Here is a 24,901-nt window from a genome sequence, read left to right as displayed (position 1 = left end):
CTCTCTCGCATGAAGAAAGAACTCGGCATCTTCATCCTGCTGGTCGTGCTGTGCACGGTCACCGCCACTATCAACCCGCGCTTCCTGTCCGCGGCGAACCTCACCAACATGGCCAACGTGATCGGCCTGTTCGGGGTGTTCAGCCTGGGGCTGGGCCTGGTGATCATCACCAGTGGCATTGATCTATCGGTGGGCTCGATGTGCGCCTTGACCGGTGTGGTTCTGGCGATGGCCCTCACGGAGTGGCACTGGGCATGGCCACTCGCCGCCCTTGCGGTCCTGGCCATCCCCATGCTGTTAGGTTGGGCCCATGGTGCCTTGATCACGCGGATGAAGATGCAGCCCTTCATCGTCACTCTCTGCGGTCTGCTGCTCTATCGCGGCGTGGCGCGCTTCATCGCCGGGGATAGCACCAAGGGCTTCGGCGAGGGTGCCAGCTTCGATACGCTGCGGCAGATCGCCAGCGGCAAGCTCATGGGCCTGCCGATGCCATTCGTGATCCTGCTCGTAACCGGCTCCATTCTCTGGGTCGTGCTCCACCGCTCGGTCTACGGGCGTTATCTTTTCGCCGTGGGCAGGAATGAAGAAGCCGCCCGCTTCTCCGGCATCAATACCAACCTCGTGATCACGGTGGCTTACGTCGTCGCCGGGCTCTTGACCGGCGTCTCGGGCATCATGATTGCGTTTTATACAAACTCGGTCGCGCCTTCAAACCACGGGAACTTCTACGAGCTTTATGGCATCGCGGCAGCGGTCCTCGGAGGCTGCAGTCTGCGCGGAGGGGAAGGCTCGATCATCGGCATCATCATCGGGACCGCACTGCTGCAAGTGCTCCAGAATCTCGTCAACCTGCTCGGGATTCCGAGTTCGCTCAACTTCGCGGTGATGGGTGCCGTGGTGCTGATCGGCGCGCTGGCCGACCAGTGGGTCCGGATGAAGGCCAGCCGCAGGGTCACGAGTTAGGGGGACCCCGGATTGCCACCTTGATCTCCGGAGCCATGCGGCGACGATAGGCGCATGTCTGGAAGCCGGTTTCGCCCCGCCATCCGCGCGTTCGCAGCCTTGGCTGTGTCAGTTGCCGTGGCGGCGGGGGCTGAACCGCCGCGGGTGCAAATTCCAGAAGGTCCCGAGCTTCAAACCGAAACGCCCGGCCTCTGGGCGGAACATCCTGCGGCCGCTCTGGTCACCGTGGCAGTGGTCGGCTTGCAGGCCTTCATGATCAGCGGCCTGATCCTGGCCCGCATCCGGCAAAAGCGTGCCGAAAAGGAACTGCGGCTTTCCGAGGCACGCTTCGCCGGCATCTTCCGCAGCAGCCCCGCCGCCATGGGCATCGTCCGCCAGACCGATGGCCGGATCGTGGATGTGAATCCGGAGTGGGAAAGCGTAACCGGCATCTCGCGCAACGATGCGATCGGCAGAACTCCGGTGGAAGCAGGCCTGCTGATCGACGGGGACGCCGAGGGCCGGCTCCGCCGCTTTCTGGAAGCCGGCAAGCCCTTGGAAAATTACGAGCATGTGCTGCGTGCGGCCGACGGGGGCAATCGCTGGCTCAGTCTTTCCACCGAGCTGCTCACACTGCACGACGAGGCCTGCTTCATCGTGGTGGCGAAGGATGTGACCGAGTTCCGCGAATCTGAAAAGGCCCGCCAGCAACTCGCCCACACTTCGCGGCTGGCCATGCTTGGCGAGATGACCGCCTCGATCGCCCACGAGATCAACCAGCCGCTGGGAGCCATCCTGAGCAACACGGATGCCGCCGAGATGCTGCTGGCGCGGCCCGACCCGCCGCTCGATGAAGTGAAGCAAATCCTGACGGACATCCGCCGTGACGACCGCCGCGCGAGCGAGGTGATCAAAAAAGTGCGAAGCTTGGTAGGACTGCGGGAGATCCAGCAGCGGCCCCTCGATTTGAACGAGGTGATCCGCGAGGCCGTGAAGCTGATCACCCACGAGGTCCAACGCCGCGGAGTGACAATCATTCACGACCTCGATGACAATCTACCGCTAATCCAAGGTGACCCGGTGCAGGTGGAGCAAGTGCTCATCAATTTGATGCTCAATGCCATGGATGCGATGAAGGGGGTTCCCATGATCCGTCGCACGCTCACCCTGCGGTCATGGCAAAAGGACGCTAATTCGGTCGCGACCAGTGTGGAGGATCACGGCCACGGCATTCCGTCTGACGATCTTGGCAGGATTTTCGACTCCTTCTTTACCACCAAGCAAAATGGGATGGGTCTGGGTCTCGCACTCGCCCGCTCGATCGTGGAGTTACACAGCGGATCTCTTTTCGCAGAAAACAACGCTTCCACTGGGGCGACTTTTTATCTCATTCTTCCGATTAACGTCTCTTCTCCTCATGAAGGCAACGGTCTCGGAAATACCCGTCGTTCATCTGATCGATGATGATGAATCCCTGAGGACGGCTCTGCGCCGGGTCATCAGCACCGCTGGTCACGCGGTGAAGACCTACGGCTCCGCCGCCGAGTTCCTGCTCGCACGCGAAGGATCCTTGCGCGGCTGCCTGGTGCTGGATGTGCGGATGCCCGGCGGGGCGAGCGGACTCGAACTGCACAAGGCGCTGGTCCGCCAGGGTGAGACACTGCCGGTGATCTTCATCACCGGGCACGGCGACATCCCGATGGGCGTGCAGGCCATCAAGGATGGAGCCTTCGATTTCCTGACCAAACCGGTGGAGAGCGATTGCCTGCTGACGACGATCCGTGACGCGCTCGCCACCGAGGAGGCAACTTGCGAGGCCTCGGACCGGCTGCGGGAGATCGCCGCGCGTGCCAGCCGGCTGACGCCCGCCGAGCGGGAAGTCTTCCGCCACGTGGTGGAGGGCTTGGCGAACAAGCAAATCGCCGCCGAACTCCATTGCTCCGAGCGCACGGTCAAGGCGCACCGCTCCCAGGTGATGTCCAAAATGGGGGCCAGCTCGCTGGCGGATTTGGTTCATCTTTCCGAGATGCTTGCCCTGCCGGCCGCCTGAGCGCTTGGAGAGTTGTGATGTGCAATGTTCATACGATCATTGCACCATCGGGCAAAATAATTTCCCCCTAAGCCAATATCGGCTTTTAGCATAACTCTTCACGCTCTTCGCCATGACCACGGGGGAAGGCGTGATCATCGTGGTGGACGACGACACGAGCATGAGCCAAGCCATCGAACGTCTGCTAGCCGCCGCGGGCCTGCGGTCGCGTTGCTTTGGCTCGGCAGAAGAACTGCTGGAATCCGGCGCAAGCTCCGGGGCTGCGGTCCTGATCCTGGACATCCAGCTTCCGGGCATGTCCGGCTTGGATCTTTTCCGCCAACTCAGCAGCACCGGACACGTATTACCAGCCATCTTCATCACCGGGCAAGACCGCCCCAACATCCGTGAACAGGCCCAGAAGTCCGGAGCCGTCGCCTACTTCACCAAACCCTTCGAAGGCCGCGAGCTGATCGAAGTAATCCACCGCCATCTTCCGGCGGCCTGAATCCCACTTTTCCCATGACACAACGCACTCTATCCGCCCCGCTCTCGTCCCAAACCGCGGCCGGCGGGGTCAACCGCATTCACTTCTGGATCGCGGGCGGCGGCTTGGCGCTGGCTGCCACCGGAGCCTTCGTGCTGGCGCACTCGATGAAGAATCGCTCCGCCGACACTCCCGCCAAGGCGGGGGAAGCCGCTGCGAGCGCCCCCATTAACCCTGGCTTCGCCCCGACGATCCCCAACACAAGGCCTGCACCCGGCAGCGCGCCGGCGGGGATGGTCTGGATTCCCGGAGGCGAGTTTTCCATGGGGAGCAATGAGTCCGGCGAATCGCTCTGCGGGGAGCCCGGCGTGACCCGCGACGCGCAGCCGATCCACCGTGTGTATGTGGACGCCTTCTGGATGGATGCGACTGAGGTGACCAACGAGCAGTTCGAGAAGTTTGTGGCCGCCACCGGCTACGTGACCGTGGCGGAGACCAGGCCGACCAAAAAGGAATTTCCCACCGCGCCGCCGGAGAATCTCGTCGCCGGCTCCACGGTTTTCGCGCCGACCCCGCAGCCGGTGAAGCTGAGCAATTACTTCCAGTGGTGGGCTTACATCCATGGGGCCGATTGGCGGCACCCCACCGGTCCGGACAGCGATTTGAAGGGCCGGGAAAAATACCCCGTGGTGCAGATCGCCTACGAGGATGCCGCAGCCTATGCAAAGTGGGCGGGCAAGCGCCTGCCGACCGAGTCCGAGTGGGAATTCGCGGCCCGCGGCGGCAAGGCGGGTGAACTCTATGCCTGGGGAGATGACTTGAAGCCCGGCGGGAAATTCCAGGCTAACATCTATGAGGGCAGGTTCCCGGTAGTGAATGGCGACAGTGGCGAGGACGGCTTCAAGGGCATTGCGCCGGTCGCACAATTCAAGCCGAACCCCTACGGCCTCTATGACGTGGCGGGCAACGTGTGGGAGTGGTGCAGCGATTGGTATCGCTTGGACACCTACGACCGCTTGAAGGTGGCCGGTGGCGTGGCCCGCAATCCCCAGGGCCCATCCACTCCCTATGATCCCGCCGAGCCGACCGAGAAGAAGCGGGTGCACCGCGGCGGCTCCTTCCTCTGCACGGACCAGTACTGCTCGCGCTACATGGTCGGCACCCGCGGTAAGGGCGAGGTGCGCACCGCGAGCAATCATGTGGGCTTCCGCTGCGTGATGGTTCCAACGGCGAAACCATAGCCACCCTCTTTCCTGCCTGCGGTTCACCCCGCCAATCACCCGCAATCCTAAACCAGCCAACCAAACAAAACCATGGGCATCCTATCCTGGATCCTACTCGGCCTCGTGGCCGGCGCACTCGCGAAGTTCATCATGCCTGGCAAAGACCCGGGCGGCTTCATCGTGACCATCCTCATCGGCGTCGCCGGCGCGGTGCTCGGCGGCTTCCTCAGCAGGTTTCTTGGAGGTAGCGGCAGCATCGAGTCCTTCGACCTCGGTAGCATTTTCATCGCCACCATCGGAGCCTTCCTGCTGCTGCTCATCTACAAACTGGTGATGAAGAACAAGAACAAGGCCTGAAGAACCCCACCGATTCCTCCCCATCCTTTCCGCTCACCCCCACCACCGATGAACCAACTGCTGCACCCTTATGAATCCACCCTGTCTGGGGGGCCTTGCGACCGCCCTCTCCTTCGCGGCCGCTTGCCCGGCCGCTACCATTTCCCAGACCTTCGAGGCTGGCGAAGACACTTCCAATTGGGGTTCCTCTTGGAGCAATGGGAGCACCGTCCCGACATTCCTTAGCACCACCCTGGGAGGGCAGAGCGCCGGCGGCGGTGCCAGCCTGACGCAAAGCTTCTCCCGTTCCTTCAAGAACAATACCGCGGGGCTCGATCTCGCCACCGCCTACACGCTCAGCATGTATGTCCAGCTCGATACCTTTGACGGCCCTGCAGGGGGATTGTTCGAAATTGTCGATGGCGACTTCGGATCGGGCAATGCTGCCAACTTGCGGATCTCCACCGAGGAGACCAGCCCCGGGATCTTCGCCTATCACTGGCAAGCCCGCGCCAACAACAGTGGCTGGCTCGACCTCGGCATCACCATGGACCTCGCGAGCCCCTATCACGTCGAACTCGCGGTTGACCCGGTGACTTTCACCTATTCCGCCGTGGTCCAGGCGATCGATCCGGACGGCAATGTGCTTGGCAGCGGCAGCTTGAACAACCTCGCCTTCGATCCCAACGTCATCAACAATCACCAGAACGGCACCCTCCTGCTCTACATCCAAGCCTCGTCCGGTGGCACCGATGCACGGATCGACAACATCAACATCCAATCGGTCCCGGAACCTTCTGCCGTTTTGATGGCTTCAGCCGCGGCGGCCACACTCGCCTTTGCCAGACGCAGAAGAGCGGCGTGAATGGACGATGCCATCGCCCCCCCATGTCTCAAGACATCCCGTTGCTGACTTCCTTCGCCATCGCGATGACGCTGGTGGTGATCATGCCGCGACTGGCGGAACGTCTGCGGCTGCCTGCCATCCTCGGCTACATCCTCACGGGTTTCCTCCTGGGTCCAGCCGTGCTGGGAGTCATCAAGCCGGATGGGCCGGTCATGCAGTTGTTCTCGGAGCTGGGGAAACTGCTGTTCATGTTCTTCGTCGGCTTCGAGATCGATCTGGACGAATTCAAGAAGTCCCGCAATCGGGCCGCGATCTTCGGCGCGCTGACCTTCGCCTTGCCCTGCTCTCTGGGATTATCGGTCGGCCGGCTGGCGGGATTGGGGTGGAACGCTTCCTTGCTGGTAGGGTCGATCATCGCCTCCCACACTTTGCTCGCATTCCCCATTCTTCAGCGCTTCGGCTTGGTGCAGCATCCACTGATTCCGATGGTCGCGGGCGGCACCATCCTCACCGACATCGCCTCGATGCTCATCCTTGCGATCACGGTGAGCGTCCACTCGACCGGATTTTCGTGGTCCTTCCTCGGCACGGAGCTTCTGGAACTTGCCATCTTCGTGCCCTTGATCCTCTTCGGAGCCGGCACCTTGGCGCGCAAGGCGATCATCCGCTACGGCCAGACTGCCGAAGTCCGGGTCACAATCATGCTGGCAGTAATCGCCGCCTGTGCGGAAGGAGCTCAACTCATCCACTTGGAAGGCATCGTCGGAGCCTTCCTCGCCGGGATTGCGGTGAAGCGTGCGGTGCGCGGCAAGTTCGCCGTAGAGCAGCTCGAGGTAGTGGCCCGCGCGCTCTTCATTCCTGCCTTCTTCCTCGCCACCGGCTTCCTCATCGACCTCGCCGTGTTGAAACGCTCGCTTTTCGAGAACCCCACGGAGTCCATCGGCCTGCTGGTGGCGATCCTGGCGGGGAAATTTCTCGCCGCATGGTGGACCGGTTCGATCTTGGGTCAGAGCTCCACGGAGCGAGGCATGGTCGCCAGCCTCTCGATCCCCCAGATGGCCGCCACCCTGGCCTCGGCCGTGGTCGGCTACCAATGTGTCAATGGGTCCGGCGAGCGCCTGCTGGATGCTGGTTTCGTCAATTCGGTGGTGCTAGTGGTGATCGTCACCTGCGTCTTCGGCCCCATGCTCACCGAACGTATCGCCAAACGCTTGACCTCGGAATCCGCGCCACCTGCCACCGCGCCCGATGCCTTGCAGCAAGAATCCTGAATCAATCATCCAACCAAACCCCTTGAACCGCCTCTGATGAAATCGTGGTCCATCCTCACCGTCGCCGCCTTGCTCGCGGCAAATGCTTCTGCCCAAGCGCCCGCCGCTTACGAGCAGGGCGTCATGCTCCACGCCGGAGATCTGCTGCCTGGCGCATCCCTCAAGGGCCCCTCGCACCGTGTTCGCGAGCAAGTGCCCACCGATGGCTACATGGCCTACTTCACCATCGATACCGATTTCGGCACCTTCGAGGCGACCGGCGTGCCGCAGGCGAAGGCCCGCATCAAGGAAGCGGAGGCCATCCGCAAGCTGGTGGAGACCAGCAAGAGCGACCTTTTCGCGGAGGGCATGAAGCGCTCCATCGAGCAACCGGTGGAGGCGGTGAAGAATATCGTCACCAATCCGGTGGAGTCCGTGAAGCAGGCACCGAAGACCGTCGGCCACTTTTTTGGCAAGGTCGGCTCCGCGGTCGGCCGCGGCGTCGTGAAGACCGTGGATCGCGTTGAAGGAGCCGTAACTGGTGAGGCCCCGCCCAGCTCCGGCCAAGCGGCCAAAGGCATCGGCAATGCCGCGAAAGGTGCCGCCGGTTTCGACAAGGCGAAGCTGGATACCGCCAAGCAGCTGGGCGTCGATCCCTATGCCGACAATCCGCGTCTCCAGGAGGAGTTGGACAAAGTCACCTGGGCCTTCTTCGCCGGCGGGCTGCCCCTGCGCATCGGGGCGGCAGCTGCCTCCGCCGGCGTCGCCGTGGCCGCCACCGAGATGGTCGGCATCCCGGAGGACACCTACGCGCTTACCGCCAGCGAACTGGCCTTACGAGATGAACGCGCGCTCGCGGCCATGGGGGTGATCCCGGAAGACATCAAGGACTTCCAAATCCAGCGGGCGCTCAGCACCACGCGTCGCCATCGCATCGTCAACTATCTGGAAGCGCTGTCGGATGCCAAGGGGCGCGGCAACGTGATCCGGCTGGCCAATGCATTCGAGTCCGCGGAGCAAGCGGACTTCCTGATCAATGGCCTGGCCATTCTCGCCGCTCAGCAGCGCTCCGGTGCCGCGAACTATGTGAGCCTGCCGGTGCTCGGCCGCCTGCCCGGTGGCACCACGGCCAGTGGCGAGCTGCAGGTGCCCGCGCCAGTCGACCATGTGACATGGACGGAGGAGGTCGCCGGCTTCGCCCAGCGCGATGATCTCGGCACGGCACCCAAGGTTCTGGTCCACACCGGCAGCCTGTCTCCGGCCGCGGAGGCCGGCATCAAGGCCGCGGGCTGGAAGATCACCGCCGTGCCTTATCCTAACAAGTAACAAGGCCGCCCGCCCATGGACTCCGCCACGCCATCCCCTCCTGAAAAGAAGAGCGGCACCGGCGCCGCGGAGTTCGACTTGGTGCGCGGTGACCCTTGGTTCCGCTTGGAACAGCGGCTGCACATCCTGCCCTCCAATGGCAGGGACGGAGTGCTCCGCCGGATTGTCATCTTCACCACCCTGGCCTGGGTGCCGCTGGTGCTCTGGGCATGGGCTACCAATCACCTTTTCTACAGCGCGACCGGTGAGCCCTTGAGAAGCACTTCGGGATCCACTCCCGCTTTCTCTTCGCCCTGCCGGTCCTGATCTTCGCCGAGCGCCTGTGCCGCTCGGCGCTGAAGCGGCTCTTGCCGCGCTTCGTGGACATGGGGCTGGTGCCCGAGGAGAAGATTCCCGCGCTGGGTGAAGTGATCGCCGGGATCATCCGCCTGCGGAGCTCGATCCTGCCATGGATCGCGATCGCCACGATGATTCTCGTCTGGGTCCTGGTCCCGCAGACTGGACATCGGCTGGAGGAGCTGGACTGGGCGATCGATCACGATGAGCTCGGCTTCGGCGGCTGGTGGTATCTCTGTGTCTCGCGGCCGATCTTCCAGGTCTTCCTCTTCGGCTGGCTGTGGCGGATCGTCATCCTGGCCGCACTACTCAAGCGGATCCTGAGGCTCGGCCTCAAGATCGTGGCGCCCCACCCCGATCGCCTTGGCGGGCTCGGCTTCATCGAAGGTTTTCCCACGATCTTCGCTCCGCTGGCCTTCGCCTGCTCCTGCGTGCTCGCCTCAAAGTGGGCCCACGAAGTCACTTGGCACGGAGTCCATGTCCAGTCCTTCAGGATGCAGGCCGTGATCTACATCGCCTTGAGCCTCGTGCTCTGCATTTCCCCGCTGCTGGTCTTCATCCCCTTCCTGCGCAAACAGAAGCGCAAGGCCGTGGCCGAATACAGCCAGCTCATCGCGCGCCATGGCCGCTTGGTCCACCAACAATGGATGGAAGGGCGCCCCGTCTCCGACCGCACGATCCTGGAAGCGCCCGAACTCGGCCCCACCTGCGACATCGGTGCCATCTTCGAGGCGGTCAAATCCATGCGCATCATTCCCTTCACCCGAAAATCCCTGCTCGCGATCGCCATCCCCGCCGGGCTCCCTCTGCTGGCGGTGTTCCTGATGGAGATTCCCATCGGCGAGTTGATCGGGAAGATCCTCAAGGCGCTGCTCTAGGGCGGATCAGCGAGGGGCGATCCGCCAAGGCCCATGAAGCAATGGTGACAGAACGGCGCGCCATGTTAGACTTCAGCTCATGGGCATGCTTCGCGACGCCGCTCGCAGCAAGATCATCCGGGGAGCCCTTGGGGTTTTCGCGCTCTTCCTGCTGGCGATGGGAATATTCAAAATCCCTGTCAGTTCCGACACGACCCAGCGAACCGTCCAAGCCAAGATCAACGCCACAGGGCTGCTTCAAGCCATCGAAGGATTCTACGCCACCTACGGCAGCCTCCCGCAGCCAGCCCCCGCCGGCAAAGAGCTGCTGACCGAAGGCGAGGAAGGCGCGAAGCTTCTCACCGTGCTCCTCGGCAAGGAAGACCTCGGCGACTCGATGCAGAACAAGAGGCAGATCCGCTTCCTTACGGTCGAAGAAACCAGGGTGAAGACCAAGGGCGGCCTGTTTTACAGCAAAGGAGGCTCAGGCCAAAGACCTGAGGGCCTTTACGATTCGTGGGGCCACCCCTTCCACGTCATCTTCGACAGCGGCCACAACCTGGAGATCCCTGATCCCCTCAAGCCGGGCAATGTGGTCCGCAACAAGGTCGCGATCGTCTACAGCTACGGCAAGGACGGCAAACCAGGCGGCGAGGACGACATCAAGACTTGGTGAGGTCTTGGGCTGGGGACAGGCCTATAGGTGCTAGTGCCGGGATTCCCCCGGGACTCCCGAAGCGCTGACCCCGGCGGAGCCAGAATTGCAATTTCCGGCACAAACCTAACTGCTAGAGGCGAAGCCCACTGATTGTTAGGGACTTTCATTCTGTTCGTAAATGCCCGGATTGTCCCGGGCGTCCCGGAGCAGCTTAAGCTCCGCTAAATTCCCTCACCGTCGGATTTTCGACATTTCTTTCACCAGAGGTGCCGAAAAACCAACGATCTACGGGAATACCAATCTAACATGGAATTTAAATCTTTCTATCTATTCTTGAAAAATTTACCTTTCCTAATGCTCTATTCTGGAAGATCGAGAATTTTTCCTTGGTGGGTCATGCAGTCTGCATTGGTCCTTCTAGCTCTCGCTCTTCCCGCCATGGGAGCGGGAACGGGGGCGATCACGGTGGGTTGGGACCGCAATCCAGAGACCAACATTGCCGGATATAAAATTTATTGGGGCGAGCTGCGCGGCCAGTACACGAATGTAGTGGATGTCGGCAATAATATCGTAGGGTCCGTCAGCGGACTTGCCAGCGGCCGGACTTATTATTGCTCGGTGAAAGCCTACAATACTTCCCTCCAGGAGAGTCCCTTCTCCGCGGAGATTCCGCTCACCTACACCTCCCAGGAACCCACCGAGCCGGATCCCAGCTCGCGGCTGGTGCTGCTGGAGGCGGAGAACGGCCAGCTGAACGCGCCGGCCACGATCATGGGCACGGGAACCGATGTCTACGTGGACACGAACAACTACGCGACGGCGACCAACGGCTACACCCGTATGAGCTTCGATATCGCCACGGCGGGCGACTATCAGGTGTGGTGCCGGGTGAAGGCCTCCGCGGCGAGCATGGACTCCTTCTTCGTGACCATGGACAACGGGACCGAGGACATCTTCCACGTCTACGTCATTCCCGATACCACCGAGCCGCGCGCCGCCGATTGGATCTGGAAGCGCATCCATATTCCCGCTGGCGCCCCGCGCAGCTATACCCTGACGGCCGGTGCCCATACCTTCAAAGTCCGCACACGTGAGCAGGGCACCTGTCTCGACCGCGTGGTGCTGAGCAATGATCCCAACTTTGTGCCGAGCGACGCGCTGCCCCGGACCACCGACGCAGTGATCGTGACCAGCAATCCGGCGAGCCTGACCCGCACTGAAGGCGAATCCGCAGTGCTCGAGGTCGCAGCTGCCGCCACCGGTCCGGTGAGCTACCAGTGGAAGCGGAACAACGTGGCCATCACCGGTGCCACATCCGCCCAGTTGCTGATCAGCAGCGTGGCGGAGGCCCATGAAGGCAACTACACCGTCGACCTCTACCGCGGCACCGCCAGCGCCAGCGGCGGACCGGCGGTCCTCACCGTGAATCCAGCAGCCGGTGCCGCGCCAACCCTGAAGGTCGCGCAGATGACCATGAACCTGGATCGCAGCCTGAGCTTCCAATTGAGCGGCGGACTGCTGAGCAGCGTGCAGATCTACGCCTCCAACGACCTGAGCAATTGGACGCTCATCTCCACCCAAGTGAATACCAGCGGCAGCATCACCATCATCGACCCTGCGGCCGTCACTGGGAACAAGCGCTTCTACAAGCTGGTGACGGAGTAGTCCGTTCCGGCGTGGCTCAAGCTTCTTAACAACGGCCCGCCCTCACCCGGCGGGCCGTTTTGTTTTCGCGTTCACTCCTTTGCGGCGTGAGATCAGGACATTTCCCCGACCGGTATCCCCCGGGCGCTCGTCCCACAACAAAAACGGCCCGCCGGTAAAGGCGGGCCGTGGTTCGAATAAACGGGACCGATCTGCCGCGAAGCGGAGGATTACCAGCGGCTCTTGTTCACGTACACCGTGTCGAAGGGGCGCAGGTAGAAGGCTTGGCCACCGGCACGCAGGGTATCGTCGAAGTTCAGGGAGTAGCGCTGTTGCTTGCCGCTCTGATTGCGGACGACGGTCACCTGCTTCGGATTGGCGAACTTCGAGAAACCACCGGCTTCCATGACGGCCTCGAAGGCGGTCATCGGGCGATCCAAGGGGATCTTGCCCGGGCGGGTCACCTCACCAGCGACGTAGACACCGGCAGCGGCGGTTTCGACGGCCACCAGCACAGTTGGATTCGTCAGATGGGCGGTGTACATCCCGGAGAGCTGCGATTGCAGCGAGGCCACGCTTTTGCCGGCGGCGCTCACGTCACCCACCTTCGGCAGGCTGACGCGGCCATTGGCGGCGATGCGCTGGGTGGTGTTCAGCTCGGGCGCGCCGGGATAGCTGACGACGATCACGTCACCCGGGGACAGTGTACCGCTGGAGCGGTCACGCATCGCGGCCTCGGGGATCGGCTGGTAGGGCTCGGCAGTCTCACAGGAGGAGAAGAAGCCGCTGAGGGCGACGGCCATCATGGCCATCAGGATCGAGGCAAAGCCGCGGGGGAGGCGACGCCATGAGGAATTGGGTTTGCTTAGGGCTGTCGTAGTCATCGGATTGTCGTTTAGGTGGAGATGAACAGATGGGGTTTAACAGATTCTGCTAGGCTTGTCACGATGGGTGATGTCGCGACGGTAGGTTAGATGGGATTCGATCGATTCAGGCGGGGCCGGGACTGGCCAGATAGCGGTCCCAATCGGCGGGCAGGGGGCATTTCTCCACATCGCTGGCGATGCGGCCTTCCCACTCGGGATTGAAGACCGTGCTGGTCCCATAGACCATGATCAGGTCCTCATTGCCGACATTCCGGAGGGCGTGGGCCACCCCGGAAGGGATGATCACTGCGGCATTGTCGGGACCGGGGCGACTGTCGCCCGGGATCACAAAGCGCATCACACGGCGCGGCATGCCCGCGCGCTCATCCACCAGCAGCATCTCGCAGATGCCGGTGAGGAAGAACATCACGTCCCACTGCTCGCGGTCGTAGGGCCGCAGGGCGTAGTTTTCCGGTTCGTCGATATAGAGCTTCTTGAACCAAACCGCGGGGTCCTCCCCGGCCGGAATGTACGGCGGATGGATGTGGAAGCCCTTCGCACTGTCCCGGTGCATCAGCGCGGATGCCCACTGCCGCGGCGCGATCCCGAGCCGCTCCAGCGTTCCCTCGTTGAGGCGGGTCAGCTCGCCGAAATATCCCCTGCCCTTCTGTTGGAATACCCGACGGGAGAACATCTCCACACCCGGGATCCAAGCACCGGCTTCCACGAGCGCAGCCTTGCCGTTGATTGCCTCGGAGGCATTCACCCCCGTGCTGCCGAGCCGCAGGGCGAGATCCCCGCTGGAGTAGTCGCGCGTTTCGAGCCGGGCACGGGCATCGGCATTCAGGCCGGCCCAAGTTTCTGAAATACGGGAAGACATGGCCGGGTCAGAGAGTGGCGAGATATTCGCCATACGGGGTCTTGGCGTACTTCTGGATCGACTCGTTGAGCTTGGCCCGGTCAATGCGGCCTTGCAGGAAGGCCACTTCCTCCGGACAGGCGATCTTCAGGCCCTGGCGTTGCTGGATCACCTGCACGAACTGTGTCGCATCCGCAAGCGAGTCAGGCGTGCCGGTATCCAGCCAAGTGGTGCCGCGGCCGAGCAGCTCGACGCGCAAGTTGCCATTCTCCAGATAGACCCGGTTGAGATCGGTAATCTCCAGCTCCCCGCGCGGCGATGGCTTGAGCGCCTTGGCGAATTCCACGACCTTGTTGTCGTAGAAGTAGATGCCGGGGACCGCGTAGTTCGACTTCGGCTTCGCCGGCTTCTCCTCCAAGGAGACCACGTTGCCATTGGCGTCGAACTCCACCACGCCGTATTGCTCCGGCTCTTTGGTGTGATACCCGAAGACCGTGGCGCCGTCCTTCCGGCGGGAGGCCGCCATCAGCGACTTCGCCAGGTCGTGGCCATAGAAGAGGTTATCGCCCAGCACCAGGCAGGCAGGTTCCCCGGCGAGGAACTCCTCGCCAATGAGGAATGCCTGCGCGAGGCCTTCCGGCTTCGGCTGCGGTGCATAGGAAATCTCCAAGCCCCACTGCGAGCCATCGCCTAACAGGTGCTCGAAAGCCGGCAGATCGCGCGGCGTGGAAATCAGGAGGATCTCCTTCACCCCGGCCAGCATCAGCACGGTCAGGGGGTAGTAGATCATCGGCTTGTCATAGACCGGGATGAGCTGCTTGCTGACCGAGTGGGTCATGGGGAACAAGCGGCTGCCGGTGCCGCCGGCGAGGATGATCCCCTTGCGCAGCGCAAGGTCTTCGGGCGAAGGGGCGAGGTAATTGGCTTCTGGAACAACCATGAGGAGAGGAGGTCGAAGGGTTCAGGCAAGGGTGCCGAGGCGTTCGCCACGATAGCTGCCATTCTCAATGGCGCTGATCCACTCCTGATTGTCGAGGTACCATTGCACCGTCTTGCGCAGGCCGGACTCGAAGTTCTCGCGTGGATACCAGCCCAGCTCGTTCTCGATGCGGGCGGGATCGATCGCATAGCGCTGGTCGTGGCCCGGGCGGTCCTTGACGTAGGTGATCAGCTCGTCGGCGCTCTTGGTCGCGCTTTCCGGGGCCAGTTCGTGCACCGTCTTGATCAGGGCACGGACCACATCGATGTTGCGGATCTCGTTCTTGCCGCCGATCACGTAGGTCTCACCCATGGTGCCGCGGACCAAGGCCGTGGCGAGGCCGCGGCAGTGGTCTTCCACGTAGAGCCAGTCGCGGATGTTCGTGCCATCGCCATAGACCGGCAGGGATTCGCCGCGCAGGGTCTTCTGGATCATCAGCGGCAGCAGCTTCTCCGGGAACTGGAAGGGGCCATAGTTGTTCGAGCAATTGGTGGTGATCACCGGCATCCCGTAGGTGTGGTGGTAGGCGCGCGCGAGGTGATCGCTGCCCGCCTTCGAGGCGCTGTAAGGGCTGTTAGGCGAATACGGGGTGGTCTCGCAGAACATCGGATCCTCAGCACCCAGCGAGCCGAACACTTCGTCCGTGGAGACGTGGAGGAAGGCAGACTCACCGCCATCGGCAATCGACTTGCCGTAGTTCGGCAGCTTGGTGCGGCCGCTTTCAGCCAGGTACTTCCGGAAGGCATCCAGCAGCTTGAAGGTGCCCACCACATTGGTCATGATGAAGGCCTCAGGGCCATCGATCGAGCGGTCCACGTGGGACTCGGCCGCAAGGTGCATCACGGCATCGATTTTGTGCTCGCGGAGCAGACCGCCGACGAACTTCTCGTCGCAGATGTCGCCCTGGACGAAGATGTGCCGCGGATCTGAATCCAGGTCATCGAGGCTCGAGCGGTTGCCCGCGTAGGTCAGCTTGTCGAGATTGACTACCTTGTCGATCGACACGCCGAGCTCGGCCGAGGCATCGCGCAGGAGGTAGTGGACGAGATTCGATCCGATAAAGCCGGCACCGCCGGTAATAAGCAGGTTCATGGGGTGGGAAGGGAAAGGGTGAAGTTTTGCAGGAATGATAACCGGGACGTCAACCGCAGGACGCCGCCTGATACTTGCGGAGCGTTTCGGAGCTGGCGAAGTGCTCGCGCAGCGCCTCCAGCCAGTGCCGGGGCGTTGTGCCGGTGAAGTCCGTGTACTTTGCGGTGCTCATCACGCTGTTGGGCGGACGCCTGGCGACAAAGGCCTTGATGTCCGCCAGGGTGTTCGCGCCGATGGTGCGGGTTTGCAACGGAGCGCCCATTTCGGCAGCCAGATCGAGACAGGCTTGGCCCCACTCCTGATGAGTGCAGGAGCCGGAATTGCAGAGATGGTAGATGCCGCTGGCCGGTTCACCGGCGGAGCCGAAGAGCAAGGGATCCAACAGATCAGCAATGTCGGTGGACGAGATTGGCGAGCCGGTCTTGTCAGCGGGTAGCTGGAGCTCCGGCTTGCTGCAGGCCTGGTCCACAATCCACTCGGGGAAGGCAGCCTTGCCCGGGCCGTAGAGCCAGGAAACCCGAACCACCAAGTGGTGGGGGCTGGCCTCAAGCACCGCCTGCTCGCCCTTCAACTTCGAGTCGCCATAAACGCCGAGCGGATGCGGGGCATCGTCCTCGGCATAGGCGCCCTCCTTTTTGCCATCGAAAACGTAGTCGGTGCTGAAGTGGGTCATGTGCGCCTTCTTGGCGGCACAGATTTTCGCGATCACTCCCGGTGCCACCGCATTGACCGCATAGGCCTGATCCTGGCTCGACTCACAGGCGTCCACCGCCGTCATCGCGGCGGGCAGGATCAGATGGTCGAATTTCAGGGGCTCCAGCGCGTGCTTGATCGATTGCGGCGAAGACAGATCGATTTCCGGACGGGCGAGTCCGATGACCGTGGCATCCCGCGAGAAGCGGGCCTCAAGTGCCTGGCCGAGACGGCCTGCGGCACCAACAATGACGATACGGGGGGGACGTTTCATCCAGCGGGGTGGGGTGTGAACAGCGGACCGGCTGCAAGCAGCATGGGGTGATGACTTGCGGGCGGTTTCCCAAGCGGCAGCGCCGCCGGGCTATGGAGAGGGAGAGGAAAAGAGACGCCCCGGAAGGAAGGGCAAACCCTCCGGGGCGCTGGCAATCATTCAAGGAACCGGCTCGAAGATCAGGCGGTAGAAGGCGCTCTTGCCTGGAGCTCCGCTTGCCGGAACCGTGTAGTTGTCGCGCTGGGCCTGGGTCATCGCTTGGATCTGCGCCTTGGTAATGGTCAGTATCCGGTTGCTCACCTGGTTCAGCGTGGCGGGATTGTCGCTACGATGCAGGTAGTAGTTCCCGATCGGCTTCAGCTTGGGCAGGGCGAGAGTCCCGTCGGTCTCCAGGTTCGGCTTGTTCAGCTTCAGCACCCACTCGAAGTCGTCGCTCCGGTCGTTCGGGTTCATCTGCAGTTCGTACTCCGCCAGGTTACTGAGGCCGCCGCCGTCCGAGTCCGCATTCGTCTGCCCGGCCAGCCCGTTCGCGGCCAGCCACTGCTCGAAGGTCTGCGGATTGGTCGCCGGCTGGATCGCGTTGATCTCGATGCCGCAAACCTTCGGGTTCTGAATGTTCAGGTGGATGAAGTCCAGATCGAGCACCCCGTCCGTCACCGTGACCGGGAAGCTCACGACTAGGGCTGTGTTCGAACCGACCCGGGCCCAGATGTCCAAGTCATCGATGGCGATGTTGCCTTCCGCCCGCACGTCGAACACGCGCTGCCCCGGACCCGTGACACCCACGTAGGTTTCCGCCAGGTAAAGGCGCACCTCGTATTCGCCGGAGGGCAGCGGGAAGTCGTAGGCCAAGTTGGCACCGCTGGAGGCCCCGTCGTACCGCTCGGTCTGGAAGATCGTATCGTCCACCGTCCCTGCAATCGCGTTGGGCGAGGTACTGACGCTGCCGAAGGCCGCGTAGGACACGTCGGAGACCCAGGTCTTGCCGGTGCTGTCCTGGTAGGGCGAGCCGGTGTAGCCGGCATCCACGCGGTAGAAGTTCGCGCCCAAGGCCCGTGGCTTGGCCGAGTCGGTGACGAAGGCCGAGACATTGCCCGCCAGGTCGACCGCCCGCACCTGGTAGGTGTAGAGCACGGCGTTGGTCAGGCCGCTGTCCGTGTAGCTCGGGACCGCGACGTTGGCGATCACCGTGTTGTTACGACGGATCTCGTAGCCCGCGAGTCCCACGTTGTCCGTGGAAGGCGCCCAAGTCAGGGCCACGCTCTGGTCGCCCGGCGTCGCATCGAAGCCCAACGGGGTGCTTGGTGCCTGGTTGTCCGCCACGGTGGTAGTGTCCAGCGTGACCGGCGCGGAGGCATTGCCAGCTCCATCGATCGCACGCACCTCGTAATGATAGAGCGTGCCCGGGATCAGGTCCTGGTCGGAGTAATTGAGCGTGGCCACGGTATTCACCAGCAGGGCTCCGCGATAGATGCGGTAACCGGTCACTCCCACGTTGTCCGTGGCAGCGCCCCAAGTCAGGGCCACCGTGGTGAAGGCCGGCGTGCCGCCCAGAGTGCCGGGTGCCGAGGGCACCACGGTATCCGTCAGCGTGGTCGCACCGATCGCGGCGGGCGTGGAGGCATTCCCGATGGCATCCACCGCGATCACCTCGTAGTTGTAGTGCGTGCCGCTGGTCAGTCCGGTATCATTGAAGGACAGCGTGCCCGCAGCCACCGTGGTCAGGAAGCTGCCACCTCGATAGACCTTGTAGCCGGTCACTCCCACATTGTCTGTGGAGGCGGCCCAAGTCAGGCCGATCTCGCTCAGTGCCGGCGTGGCGGCCAAGCTGCCCGGAGTCGAAGGAGGCTGACTGTCCGGAGCCGTGGTCGTCACATCCAGCGTCGCCGGGGTCGAGGCATTCGCCGCTTGGTCGATCGCCCGCACTTCATAGTGGTAGAGCGTGCCCGGGGTCAGGCCGGTGTCGTTGAAGGTCAGCGTAGTGACCGTGTCGATCAGCACCGAGTTCCGGTAGACGCGATAGCCGGTCACGCCGGTGTTATCGGTGGAGGCCGGCCAGCCCAGCGTCAGGCTGTTAGCCGCCAGGTTGGAGACTTGGAGGTTGCCCGGCTGGGTCGGTGCCTGGCTATCACCGGAAGCACTGGAGAGAACCGGGAAGATCTCAATGCCGGAGACGAAGGGATTCTGGATCGCCGTCGGGGTCGCGTTCTGGAAGTCCAGCGTGACCTTTCCGTCCGTAACCACGGCGGGCAGGACCTTCACGAGCGCCTTGTATTGGCCACCCGCCTCGGCAAACACGTCAAGATTCTGGAGCGCCACCGCCCCTTCGACCAGGACGTTGAACTGGCGGTAGCCAGCCGAGGTCCCGGAACTGGAGGTCTCGGCAAAGTACAGGCGCACTTCATAGGTGCCGTTCGTCACCGGGAACTCGTACTTCAGCGGCGTGGAGGAGGTCCGTGTCTTCGAGTGGAAGGTCTTGTAGATCTCCGGATTGGTCGTGCCCGTGATGGTGCTGGTCACCGTGGTCACGTTCGTGTTCGAGGCGTTGTAGTAATCGTCCTTCGCCCAAACGTTCCCGGACGGGTCGGTAAAGGAATACCCGGCGCCAATCTGGCCGCAATCGATCCGGTAGGCCACCGGGCCCAGCGCACGCGGCGTCACGGTGCCCTGCGCCGCTGCCGACTCGTTGAGGAAACCGTCGATCGCCCGGACCTTGAAGGCGTAAGTCGTCTCATTGGTCAAGCCGGTGGCTGTGTAGCTCAGGCTCGCCACCGTCTCGAGCAGGACGTTGTCCTTGTAGATCCGGTAGCCCGTCACGCCCACGTCGTCGGTGGAGGCCTGCCAGCTCAGGGCGGCAGTGCCGTTGCCCGAGGTAATCACCAGCAAACCCGGGGTCGTTGGCGCAGTCACGTCCGGCCCGGTGGTTCCTTGCGTCGTCGCTGCCGTAGAGGCATTCGCCGCGGCGTCCACCGCCACGATCGAGTAGTTGTAGAGCGTGCCCGGAGCCAGGCCGGTATCATTGTAGCTCAGGCCGGTCACGGTCACCGGGGCACCGCCGTTGCGGCTGATCCGGTAGCCGGTCACTCCCACGTTGTCGGAGGAAGAGGTCCAAGCCAGCGAAACAGTGCCCGCGGTGGTGCCGGTCACGGTGAAGCTTCCCGGCTGCGTCGGTGCCAGGACATCCGCCGGCGGCGGCTCAAGTTGGTAGAGCTCGATGCCGGAGATCGTCGGGTTGTTCAGGCCGGCGTTGTGGATGAACTCCACGGTCGCGCTGCCATTAGTCACCGTCACCGGGAGCGGAATCATCAGCGCGGTGCCGTAGCCCGCCGTAGCGACGATATCGAGGTTATCGATCGCCAGTTGGTCCTGGACCTTCACGTCGAAGACGCGCTGGCCGACCGGGCTGGCGAAGGCCGAGGTGGTTTCCGCAAAATGCAGGCGCAGCTCGTAGTCACCATTGGCGACCGGGAGCGTATACTTCAGCTCGGCACCGGTAGGACCGTCATAGCGGCGGCTGCGATACATCACATCATCGGTGGTGCCGGCGATCTGAATGCTGCTGTTGTCAGTGAGGCCCACGCCGTTGTTGAAGCCGTCTGCGCTCCAGACGTTGCCCAAGGTATCCGTGGTCGTGCCGGTGGCGAGACCGCAGTCGATGCGGTAAACCGCGCCAACGATGGCACGTGGCCGGACGATGGTGGTGGCTGCCGCGGAGGTTTTGCCGCTCGCGTCGAAGGCGATCACCTGGTAGCTATAGTTGCTGCCGTTCGTCAGCCCGCCTTCGCTGAAGCCCAGGGTGGCGGTGGTGTTCACCAGGATGCTATCCCGGTAGACCCGGTAGCCCGTCACCGCGGTGTCGTCCGTGGAAGCGAGCCACGAGAGCGTGGCGGTCTGGTTGCCGGCCATGCCCTTGAAGTTGCCCGGCGTCGTCGGGGCCTCGGTATCCGCCGGCGTGGTCACCGGCAGGGAAGCGCGCTCGGAGAGGTTGCCCGCAGCATCGAAGGCCTGCACCTCATAGGTGTAGCCCGTTTGCGGCGTCAGCCCGGTCTGCGGGAAGCTCAGCGAGGTGGTGGTGCCCAAGTCCACGCTGTTGCGGAAGACCCGGTAGCCCGTCACGGCCTTGTCGTCGATGGAAGCCGCCCAAGTCAGGGTCAGGCTGCCAGACTTCAGGTTGCTGGCCGCCAGCGTGCCCGGCGTGGTCGGCGGGTCCGTGTCCGGACCCGAACCGCCGCCGAGGTAGTAGACCTCGATCGCGCTGATGAAGGGGTTCTGGGTGATCTTGCGCAGGCCGATCGTCAGGTTGCCATCGGTCACCGGCGTCTGGAAGGTCTCCACCCGCGCGGTGTTCGCACCGGCCACGGCGAAGACGTCGTAGTTGTGCAGCACCGTCTGGCCTTCCAGCAGGACGTCGAAGACGCGCTGCCCGGCGGCTGTGATGCCCGACCAGGTCTCGGCGAAGTGCAGCTTCACCATGTAATTCCCGTTCTGCACCTGGAAGGAGTAGTCGAGCGGGGTCGACGGGGAGTCATCGTAGCGGAAGCTCTGGTAGAGCACGTCATCCTCCGTGCCCGCGATCGCATTCGCATAGCTCTGCGTGCTGCCGGAGGTGAACCCATTGTCAGCATCCCAAGTGTGGCCCACGGTGTCGGTGAAGGCCGGGCCGCCGGCATTCACGCGCTTCAGCGCGACATCCGTCGCATTCGGATCGTAGTCGATCGTCAGGATATTCGAGCAGGAGGAACGCTTGCCATTCGCATCCAGCGCCACCGCGTAGAGGTAGTTGATGCCGCCAGTCGTGGAAGTCAGCGTGACCTGGTTGGCATCCTTAAAGTCGACATAACCGGCAGTGCCGATCACGTCGGTCTTGAGGTCGAAGGAAGTGACGTTGTTCGCCTCGAAGGGATCGATATCGTACGGCGGGATCACCGCATCCTGATCCAGCGAGGTGTGCAGGATCCACAGCTTCACGGTCGAACCCGGCGTGCCGGCCACGCGCACGATCGGCTGAGTGTTCGCCACGTAGGGAGAGGACTTGCCTGGAACGCTGACCGCCGGGGTCGCCGGCTTGCCATCTTCCAGCACGGCATAGGAAGTCTTGTTGCTCTGCGTGAAGCCGGCCACCGAATGACCGCCGGTGCGGATCTTGCGCACGGTGCCGTCATCAAAGGTCACAGTGACAGTCGTGCCGGACAGTTCGAGGCCGTTGACGCTCGACGACTGGTTCGGGCCGGGGCCGGTCGTGCCCTTGATGCTGGTCGGGTCCACGTCAGCGGAGAATGCCAGCGTCGTACCCGGACCGAAGTTCGAGGCCGGGTCGGAGGTGATGCGCAGCGAGGTGTAGCCCTCGATGGAGTTCACGCCGTTATGGAAGGCTTCGAAGGTGCCGACCGGGGTCACGCCCGCCGAGTAGGGCTCGGGCGTGTAGCCGTTGCCATCATTGTCACCCGCGGTGTGGTTCGGGTCGAAGACCACGTCCGGCAGCATCGCAGTGCTGAGGTCGATCACGGCGGAGACGATTTTCTGGCCGCCGGTGGAATTGTTGGTCAGCTGGAAGGAGCCGCCGGAATTCGTGCTCGAGCTGAGGATGCTGCCCGTGTTGCTGTTGATCATCAGGCTCGCGGAGGCGGTGCTGGTGATCGGCTGCAGGTAGAAGTAGTCCCAGGTCGCGTTGAAGCTCGGGGTGGCGGCACCATTGGTGCTGGCGAGCAGGCCCACGGCCATGCCGCTGGAACCGTGCAACACGTCGCGGATCTTGCCGCCCACGATGAGCGCCGGGCCCACGTTGATGAAGGCACCGGAATCGACCGCGTAGCCAGGCTGCACCGTGCCCGCGATCGGGTTCACCACGAAGCTCAGCTTCACCGTGCCGGAGAAGAGGCCAGCCTGCGGATACAGGTTGTTGGCCAGCACCACACCGTTCTCCTCGTGCACGACTTCGATCGCGCCGGGGCCGCCGTTGGCGTTCACCGCCACCTTCACGTAGTTGTCCTGGTCACCGTTGCCGATGAAGATGCCCTGCGATTGTTGGCCCGTGGGAGTGCCGTTGAAGAGCAGGCCGCCGAGTCCGCCAATCACGCGGAAGGGACCCGTGCTCTCATCCACATTCACGCCGAATTGGAAGGCGTTCATCTGGCTGTTCGCCTCGCCCAGCGGGGTGCCCGCGCCGATCGAAGGATCGGTGTAGAGACCCGCGGTGCCACCCGCGATCAGCTCGTCCACGTCCATCCGCTGGGTGTAGTCGACACCGGGATTCAGCATCACGCCGGTCAGGCCGATCGCGAAGAAGCCGTTCGTCGTGTTGAAGAAGTCATAGGTTGCCGGGATGCCGACGTTCGCACCGTTCAGGCGGTCGATCGGGAAGACATCCTGCGAGTCGGCGATGCCGTCGTTGTCGTCGTCGGTATCGAGCAGGTCGGAGAGGAAGTCACCGTCGGCATCCGGAGGACGCACGGCCGGCGAGCACGGATCGGAGGCATTGAGAATCTCGTCCGCATTCGAGTAGCCGTCGTTGTCCTCGTCCAGTGTGTAGCTGTTGTCACCGGTGCAGGGTGCGCTGCCGCTTTCGAAGTCGGTCGGCTCCAGCACGGTGATGCCCGGGTCGCTGCTCAGGTAATGCGCCACGAAGATGGTGCCCGTGAGCGCTGGAGCCGCGCCGGTGCCTGGAATGGCAATGTCCAGCGGGCTGCCGAAGCCGCTGGCGGAAAGGATGATGGTGCTGCTCAGCGCCTGCGTGCCATCCGCGTTCATCACGATCCGCTGCACGGCACCGGAGGAGAACTGCGCGGCGATGATGTTGCCTACCATCGCGCCGCCGAAGTTCGAAGCAGTGTACTCGGCGATGCCGCAAGTGGAGGCGGTGTTCGTCCACAGAGCGCCGTTGGCAGCGCCCGGCAGCCTGAAGTCGGATTGGCGGATATCCGCCATGCTTGCCGGCACCGGCGGCCAGTCCGTCGTCGGGCTCGCGGAATACACCAGGCCGGCACCGCTGTCATCGAAGTGCAGCCAGCCGGCCCCGGTCGGATTCGCACGGATCGGGTTCGGGTGGCCACCGTAGTAGCCTTGGCTGATAAGCTGCAGGCTGTCGTGGTTGTTTACCGTGCCCGGCTCGCCGGAGACCCACTCGTTGGTCACCGTCGCCAATCCCTCGTTCTTCGGGTAGCCGCCCCAACCGTTGTTGGCGGCGTTGTCGAAGGTGTAGATCTTGCCCACACGTCCCGGCGTTTTCGCGACCATCACGTCGTAGGGATTGCGGAAGCCGGCGGCAAAGACCTGCACCGGTCCACCTTCCACGAGCTTCGCCTGGTTCAGGCCGTCATTGCCACCGAAGGGGTCGTTCAGGTCCGTGAAGCCAGCGGGACCGCCCGAGTCGGCACGGGTCGGAGTGGGGTCGTTGACCGTCGGCAGATTGTAGATGTACTTCTGCCCCTGACCGTCGGTCAGGATCGGCATCGCGTCGAGCGCAGCAAGGTCGACCGAGAGCACGCAGGCGGCCAGCGCCTGCTCGCAGGCGAAGGCGAAGTTGTTCGAGGGCGAGCCCGCGTTCGTGCTGCCGCCCTGCGCCACCAGCAACTTCGTGCCGGTAGGGTCCAAATTGATACCATTGGTGGCGTGGTTCTCTTCCGAGCGCGGCAGGCCGCGCACCAGGTCCACCTTCTCCCACACCCCGCTGCCATTCTTAGTCAGGCGGGAAACCACGCCGGAATTGGTGTCCAGGTTCAGGTCCGTCGCCCCGGAACCGGCACCTTCGCGCGGGTCGCTCGAAGTCACGTAGATCACCGGGTTCGCCGCCGTGCCCGTCACCAACAGGCCAGTGGCCTGGCGGTAGTTCTGATTGTTCGGCATCGGTGCCGGATTGTACACACCGTTGTCGTCGTAGTTCGGCATGTTCTTCACCAAGTCGATATTGGTGAGACCGGTCGCCTCGTAGTTGTCCTTGGCGATGCGATTGACGGTGCAGAACCACACCGTGCCGTTCGACTGCAGATAGTAGAGCTTGTTGTCCGGACCGAACTGCAAGGAGGTGACCTTGCTGGCCTTGTTGGTGTTGCCAACCTTCAAGCCGTTGACCCGGCTGTAGGAAAAGCCGACTTGGGCTTGGGCAAGGGGTGCCAGCACGGCAACCGCAAGCAAAGCGGCTAAGGTATGGCGACTGCTCGGTCGGCGAAACACCGATAGCTTGCGACGGTACCCGCTAGGGGCAAGA

At 63.1% G+C, this 24,901-nt stretch carries 19 protein-coding genes; 13 read left to right on the top strand and 6 right to left on the bottom strand.

Going from position 1 to position 24,901, the window contains the following annotated elements:
- The first annotated feature begins 9 nt into the window (after nt 1–9).
- The 13 genes from BV071_RS20575 (at nt 10) to BV071_RS20515 (ending at nt 11,956) form a co-directional block, all read left to right on the top strand.
- On the top strand, nt 10–963 hold the full coding sequence (locus BV071_RS20575) for an ABC transporter permease (RefSeq protein ID WP_035611362.1): 954 nt from the start codon (nt 10–12) through the stop codon (nt 961–963).
- A 144-nt stretch (nt 964–1,107) separates the two neighbouring features.
- Nucleotides 1,108–2,406, top strand: coding sequence for an ATP-binding protein (locus BV071_RS33380; RefSeq protein ID WP_265594692.1), 1,299 nt, complete (start codon nt 1,108–1,110; stop codon nt 2,404–2,406).
- Nucleotides 2,360–2,992: a response regulator gene (locus tag BV071_RS20565; RefSeq protein ID WP_035611359.1), complete on the top strand. Its 633-nt coding sequence runs from the start codon at nt 2,360–2,362 to the stop codon at nt 2,990–2,992. Before BV071_RS33380 ends, BV071_RS20565 begins: the two co-directional genes overlap by 47 nt.
- 112 nt (nt 2,993–3,104) lie before the next feature.
- Nucleotides 3,105–3,479, top strand: a complete 375-nt coding sequence (locus BV071_RS20560) for a response regulator (protein ID WP_035611358.1) — start codon at nt 3,105–3,107, stop codon at nt 3,477–3,479.
- 14 nt (nt 3,480–3,493) lie between these two features.
- Nucleotides 3,494–4,699 carry a formylglycine-generating enzyme family protein gene (locus BV071_RS20555; RefSeq protein ID WP_265594691.1) on the top strand — a complete coding sequence of 402 codons (1,206 nt, stop codon included), beginning with the start codon at nt 3,494–3,496 and terminating at the stop codon, nt 4,697–4,699.
- 72 nt (nt 4,700–4,771) lie between these two features.
- The gene (locus tag BV071_RS20550; protein ID WP_035611356.1) at nt 4,772–5,038 is read left to right on the top strand and encodes a GlsB/YeaQ/YmgE family stress response membrane protein; all 267 of its coding nucleotides are present in this window, start codon (nt 4,772–4,774) and stop codon (nt 5,036–5,038) included.
- Nucleotides 5,039–5,108: 70 nt separating this feature from the next.
- Nucleotides 5,109–5,882: a PEP-CTERM domain protein gene (locus BV071_RS20545; protein ID WP_035611354.1), complete on the top strand. Its 774-nt coding sequence runs from the start codon at nt 5,109–5,111 to the stop codon at nt 5,880–5,882.
- Between the two features lie 23 nt (nt 5,883–5,905).
- A complete protein-coding gene (locus BV071_RS20540) occupies nt 5,906–7,135 on the top strand; it encodes a cation:proton antiporter (protein ID WP_052573673.1) in 1,230 nt (409 codons plus the stop codon).
- A gap of 36 nt (nt 7,136–7,171) precedes the next feature.
- Nucleotides 7,172–8,440 (top strand): hypothetical protein, encoded by a 1,269-nt coding sequence (locus BV071_RS20535; protein WP_035611352.1) that lies wholly within the window; start codon nt 7,172–7,174, stop codon nt 8,438–8,440.
- A gap of 15 nt (nt 8,441–8,455) precedes the next feature.
- Nucleotides 8,456–8,746, top strand: coding sequence for a hypothetical protein (locus BV071_RS20530; protein ID WP_035611351.1), 291 nt, complete (start codon nt 8,456–8,458; stop codon nt 8,744–8,746).
- A 41-nt stretch (nt 8,747–8,787) separates the two neighbouring features.
- Nucleotides 8,788–9,654: a hypothetical protein gene (locus BV071_RS20525; protein WP_265594690.1), complete on the top strand. Its 867-nt coding sequence runs from the start codon at nt 8,788–8,790 to the stop codon at nt 9,652–9,654.
- Between the two features lie 79 nt (nt 9,655–9,733).
- The gene (locus tag BV071_RS20520) at nt 9,734–10,309 is read left to right on the top strand and encodes a hypothetical protein (protein ID WP_035611347.1); all 576 of its coding nucleotides are present in this window, start codon (nt 9,734–9,736) and stop codon (nt 10,307–10,309) included.
- A 378-nt stretch (nt 10,310–10,687) separates the two neighbouring features.
- Nucleotides 10,688–11,956, top strand: a complete 1,269-nt coding sequence (locus BV071_RS20515; RefSeq protein WP_265594689.1) for a fibronectin type III domain-containing protein — start codon at nt 10,688–10,690, stop codon at nt 11,954–11,956.
- A gap of 209 nt (nt 11,957–12,165) precedes the next feature.
- Here BV071_RS20515 and BV071_RS33375 read toward each other — a convergent pair whose 3' ends face one another.
- From BV071_RS33375 to BV071_RS20485, 6 genes are all read right to left on the bottom strand, one after another.
- Entirely contained in the window at nt 12,166–12,819 is a 654-nt protein-coding gene (locus tag BV071_RS33375) for a polysaccharide biosynthesis/export family protein (protein ID WP_081886130.1), read from the bottom strand.
- A gap of 106 nt (nt 12,820–12,925) precedes the next feature.
- Nucleotides 12,926–13,681, bottom strand: coding sequence for a hypothetical protein (locus BV071_RS20505; RefSeq protein WP_035611343.1), 756 nt, complete (start codon nt 13,679–13,681; stop codon nt 12,926–12,928).
- Between the two features lie 7 nt (nt 13,682–13,688).
- Entirely contained in the window at nt 13,689–14,600 is a 912-nt protein-coding gene (gene rfbA / locus BV071_RS20500) for a glucose-1-phosphate thymidylyltransferase RfbA (protein ID WP_052573671.1), read from the bottom strand.
- 21 nt (nt 14,601–14,621) lie between these two features.
- Entirely contained in the window at nt 14,622–15,731 is a 1,110-nt protein-coding gene (gene rfbB, locus BV071_RS20495) for a dTDP-glucose 4,6-dehydratase (protein ID WP_035611342.1), read from the bottom strand.
- 49 nt (nt 15,732–15,780) lie between these two features.
- Nucleotides 15,781–16,698 carry a dTDP-4-dehydrorhamnose reductase gene (gene rfbD, locus BV071_RS20490; RefSeq protein WP_035611340.1) on the bottom strand — a complete coding sequence of 306 codons (918 nt, stop codon included), beginning with the start codon at nt 16,696–16,698 and terminating at the stop codon, nt 15,781–15,783.
- A 159-nt stretch (nt 16,699–16,857) separates the two neighbouring features.
- Complete coding sequence (locus BV071_RS20485) at nt 16,858–24,813, bottom strand: malectin domain-containing carbohydrate-binding protein (RefSeq protein WP_265594688.1); 7,956 nt, start codon at nt 24,811–24,813, stop codon at nt 16,858–16,860.
- Nucleotides 24,814–24,901: the final 88 nt, after the last annotated feature.

This window comes from Haloferula sp. BvORR071, assembly GCF_000739615.1.
In the GTDB taxonomy this organism is placed as follows: Bacteria; Verrucomicrobiota; Verrucomicrobiia; order Verrucomicrobiales; family Akkermansiaceae; genus Haloferula.
The sequence above is the reverse complement of the archived record's forward strand: the minus strand, read 5'-3'. Positions and strand labels throughout refer to the sequence as shown.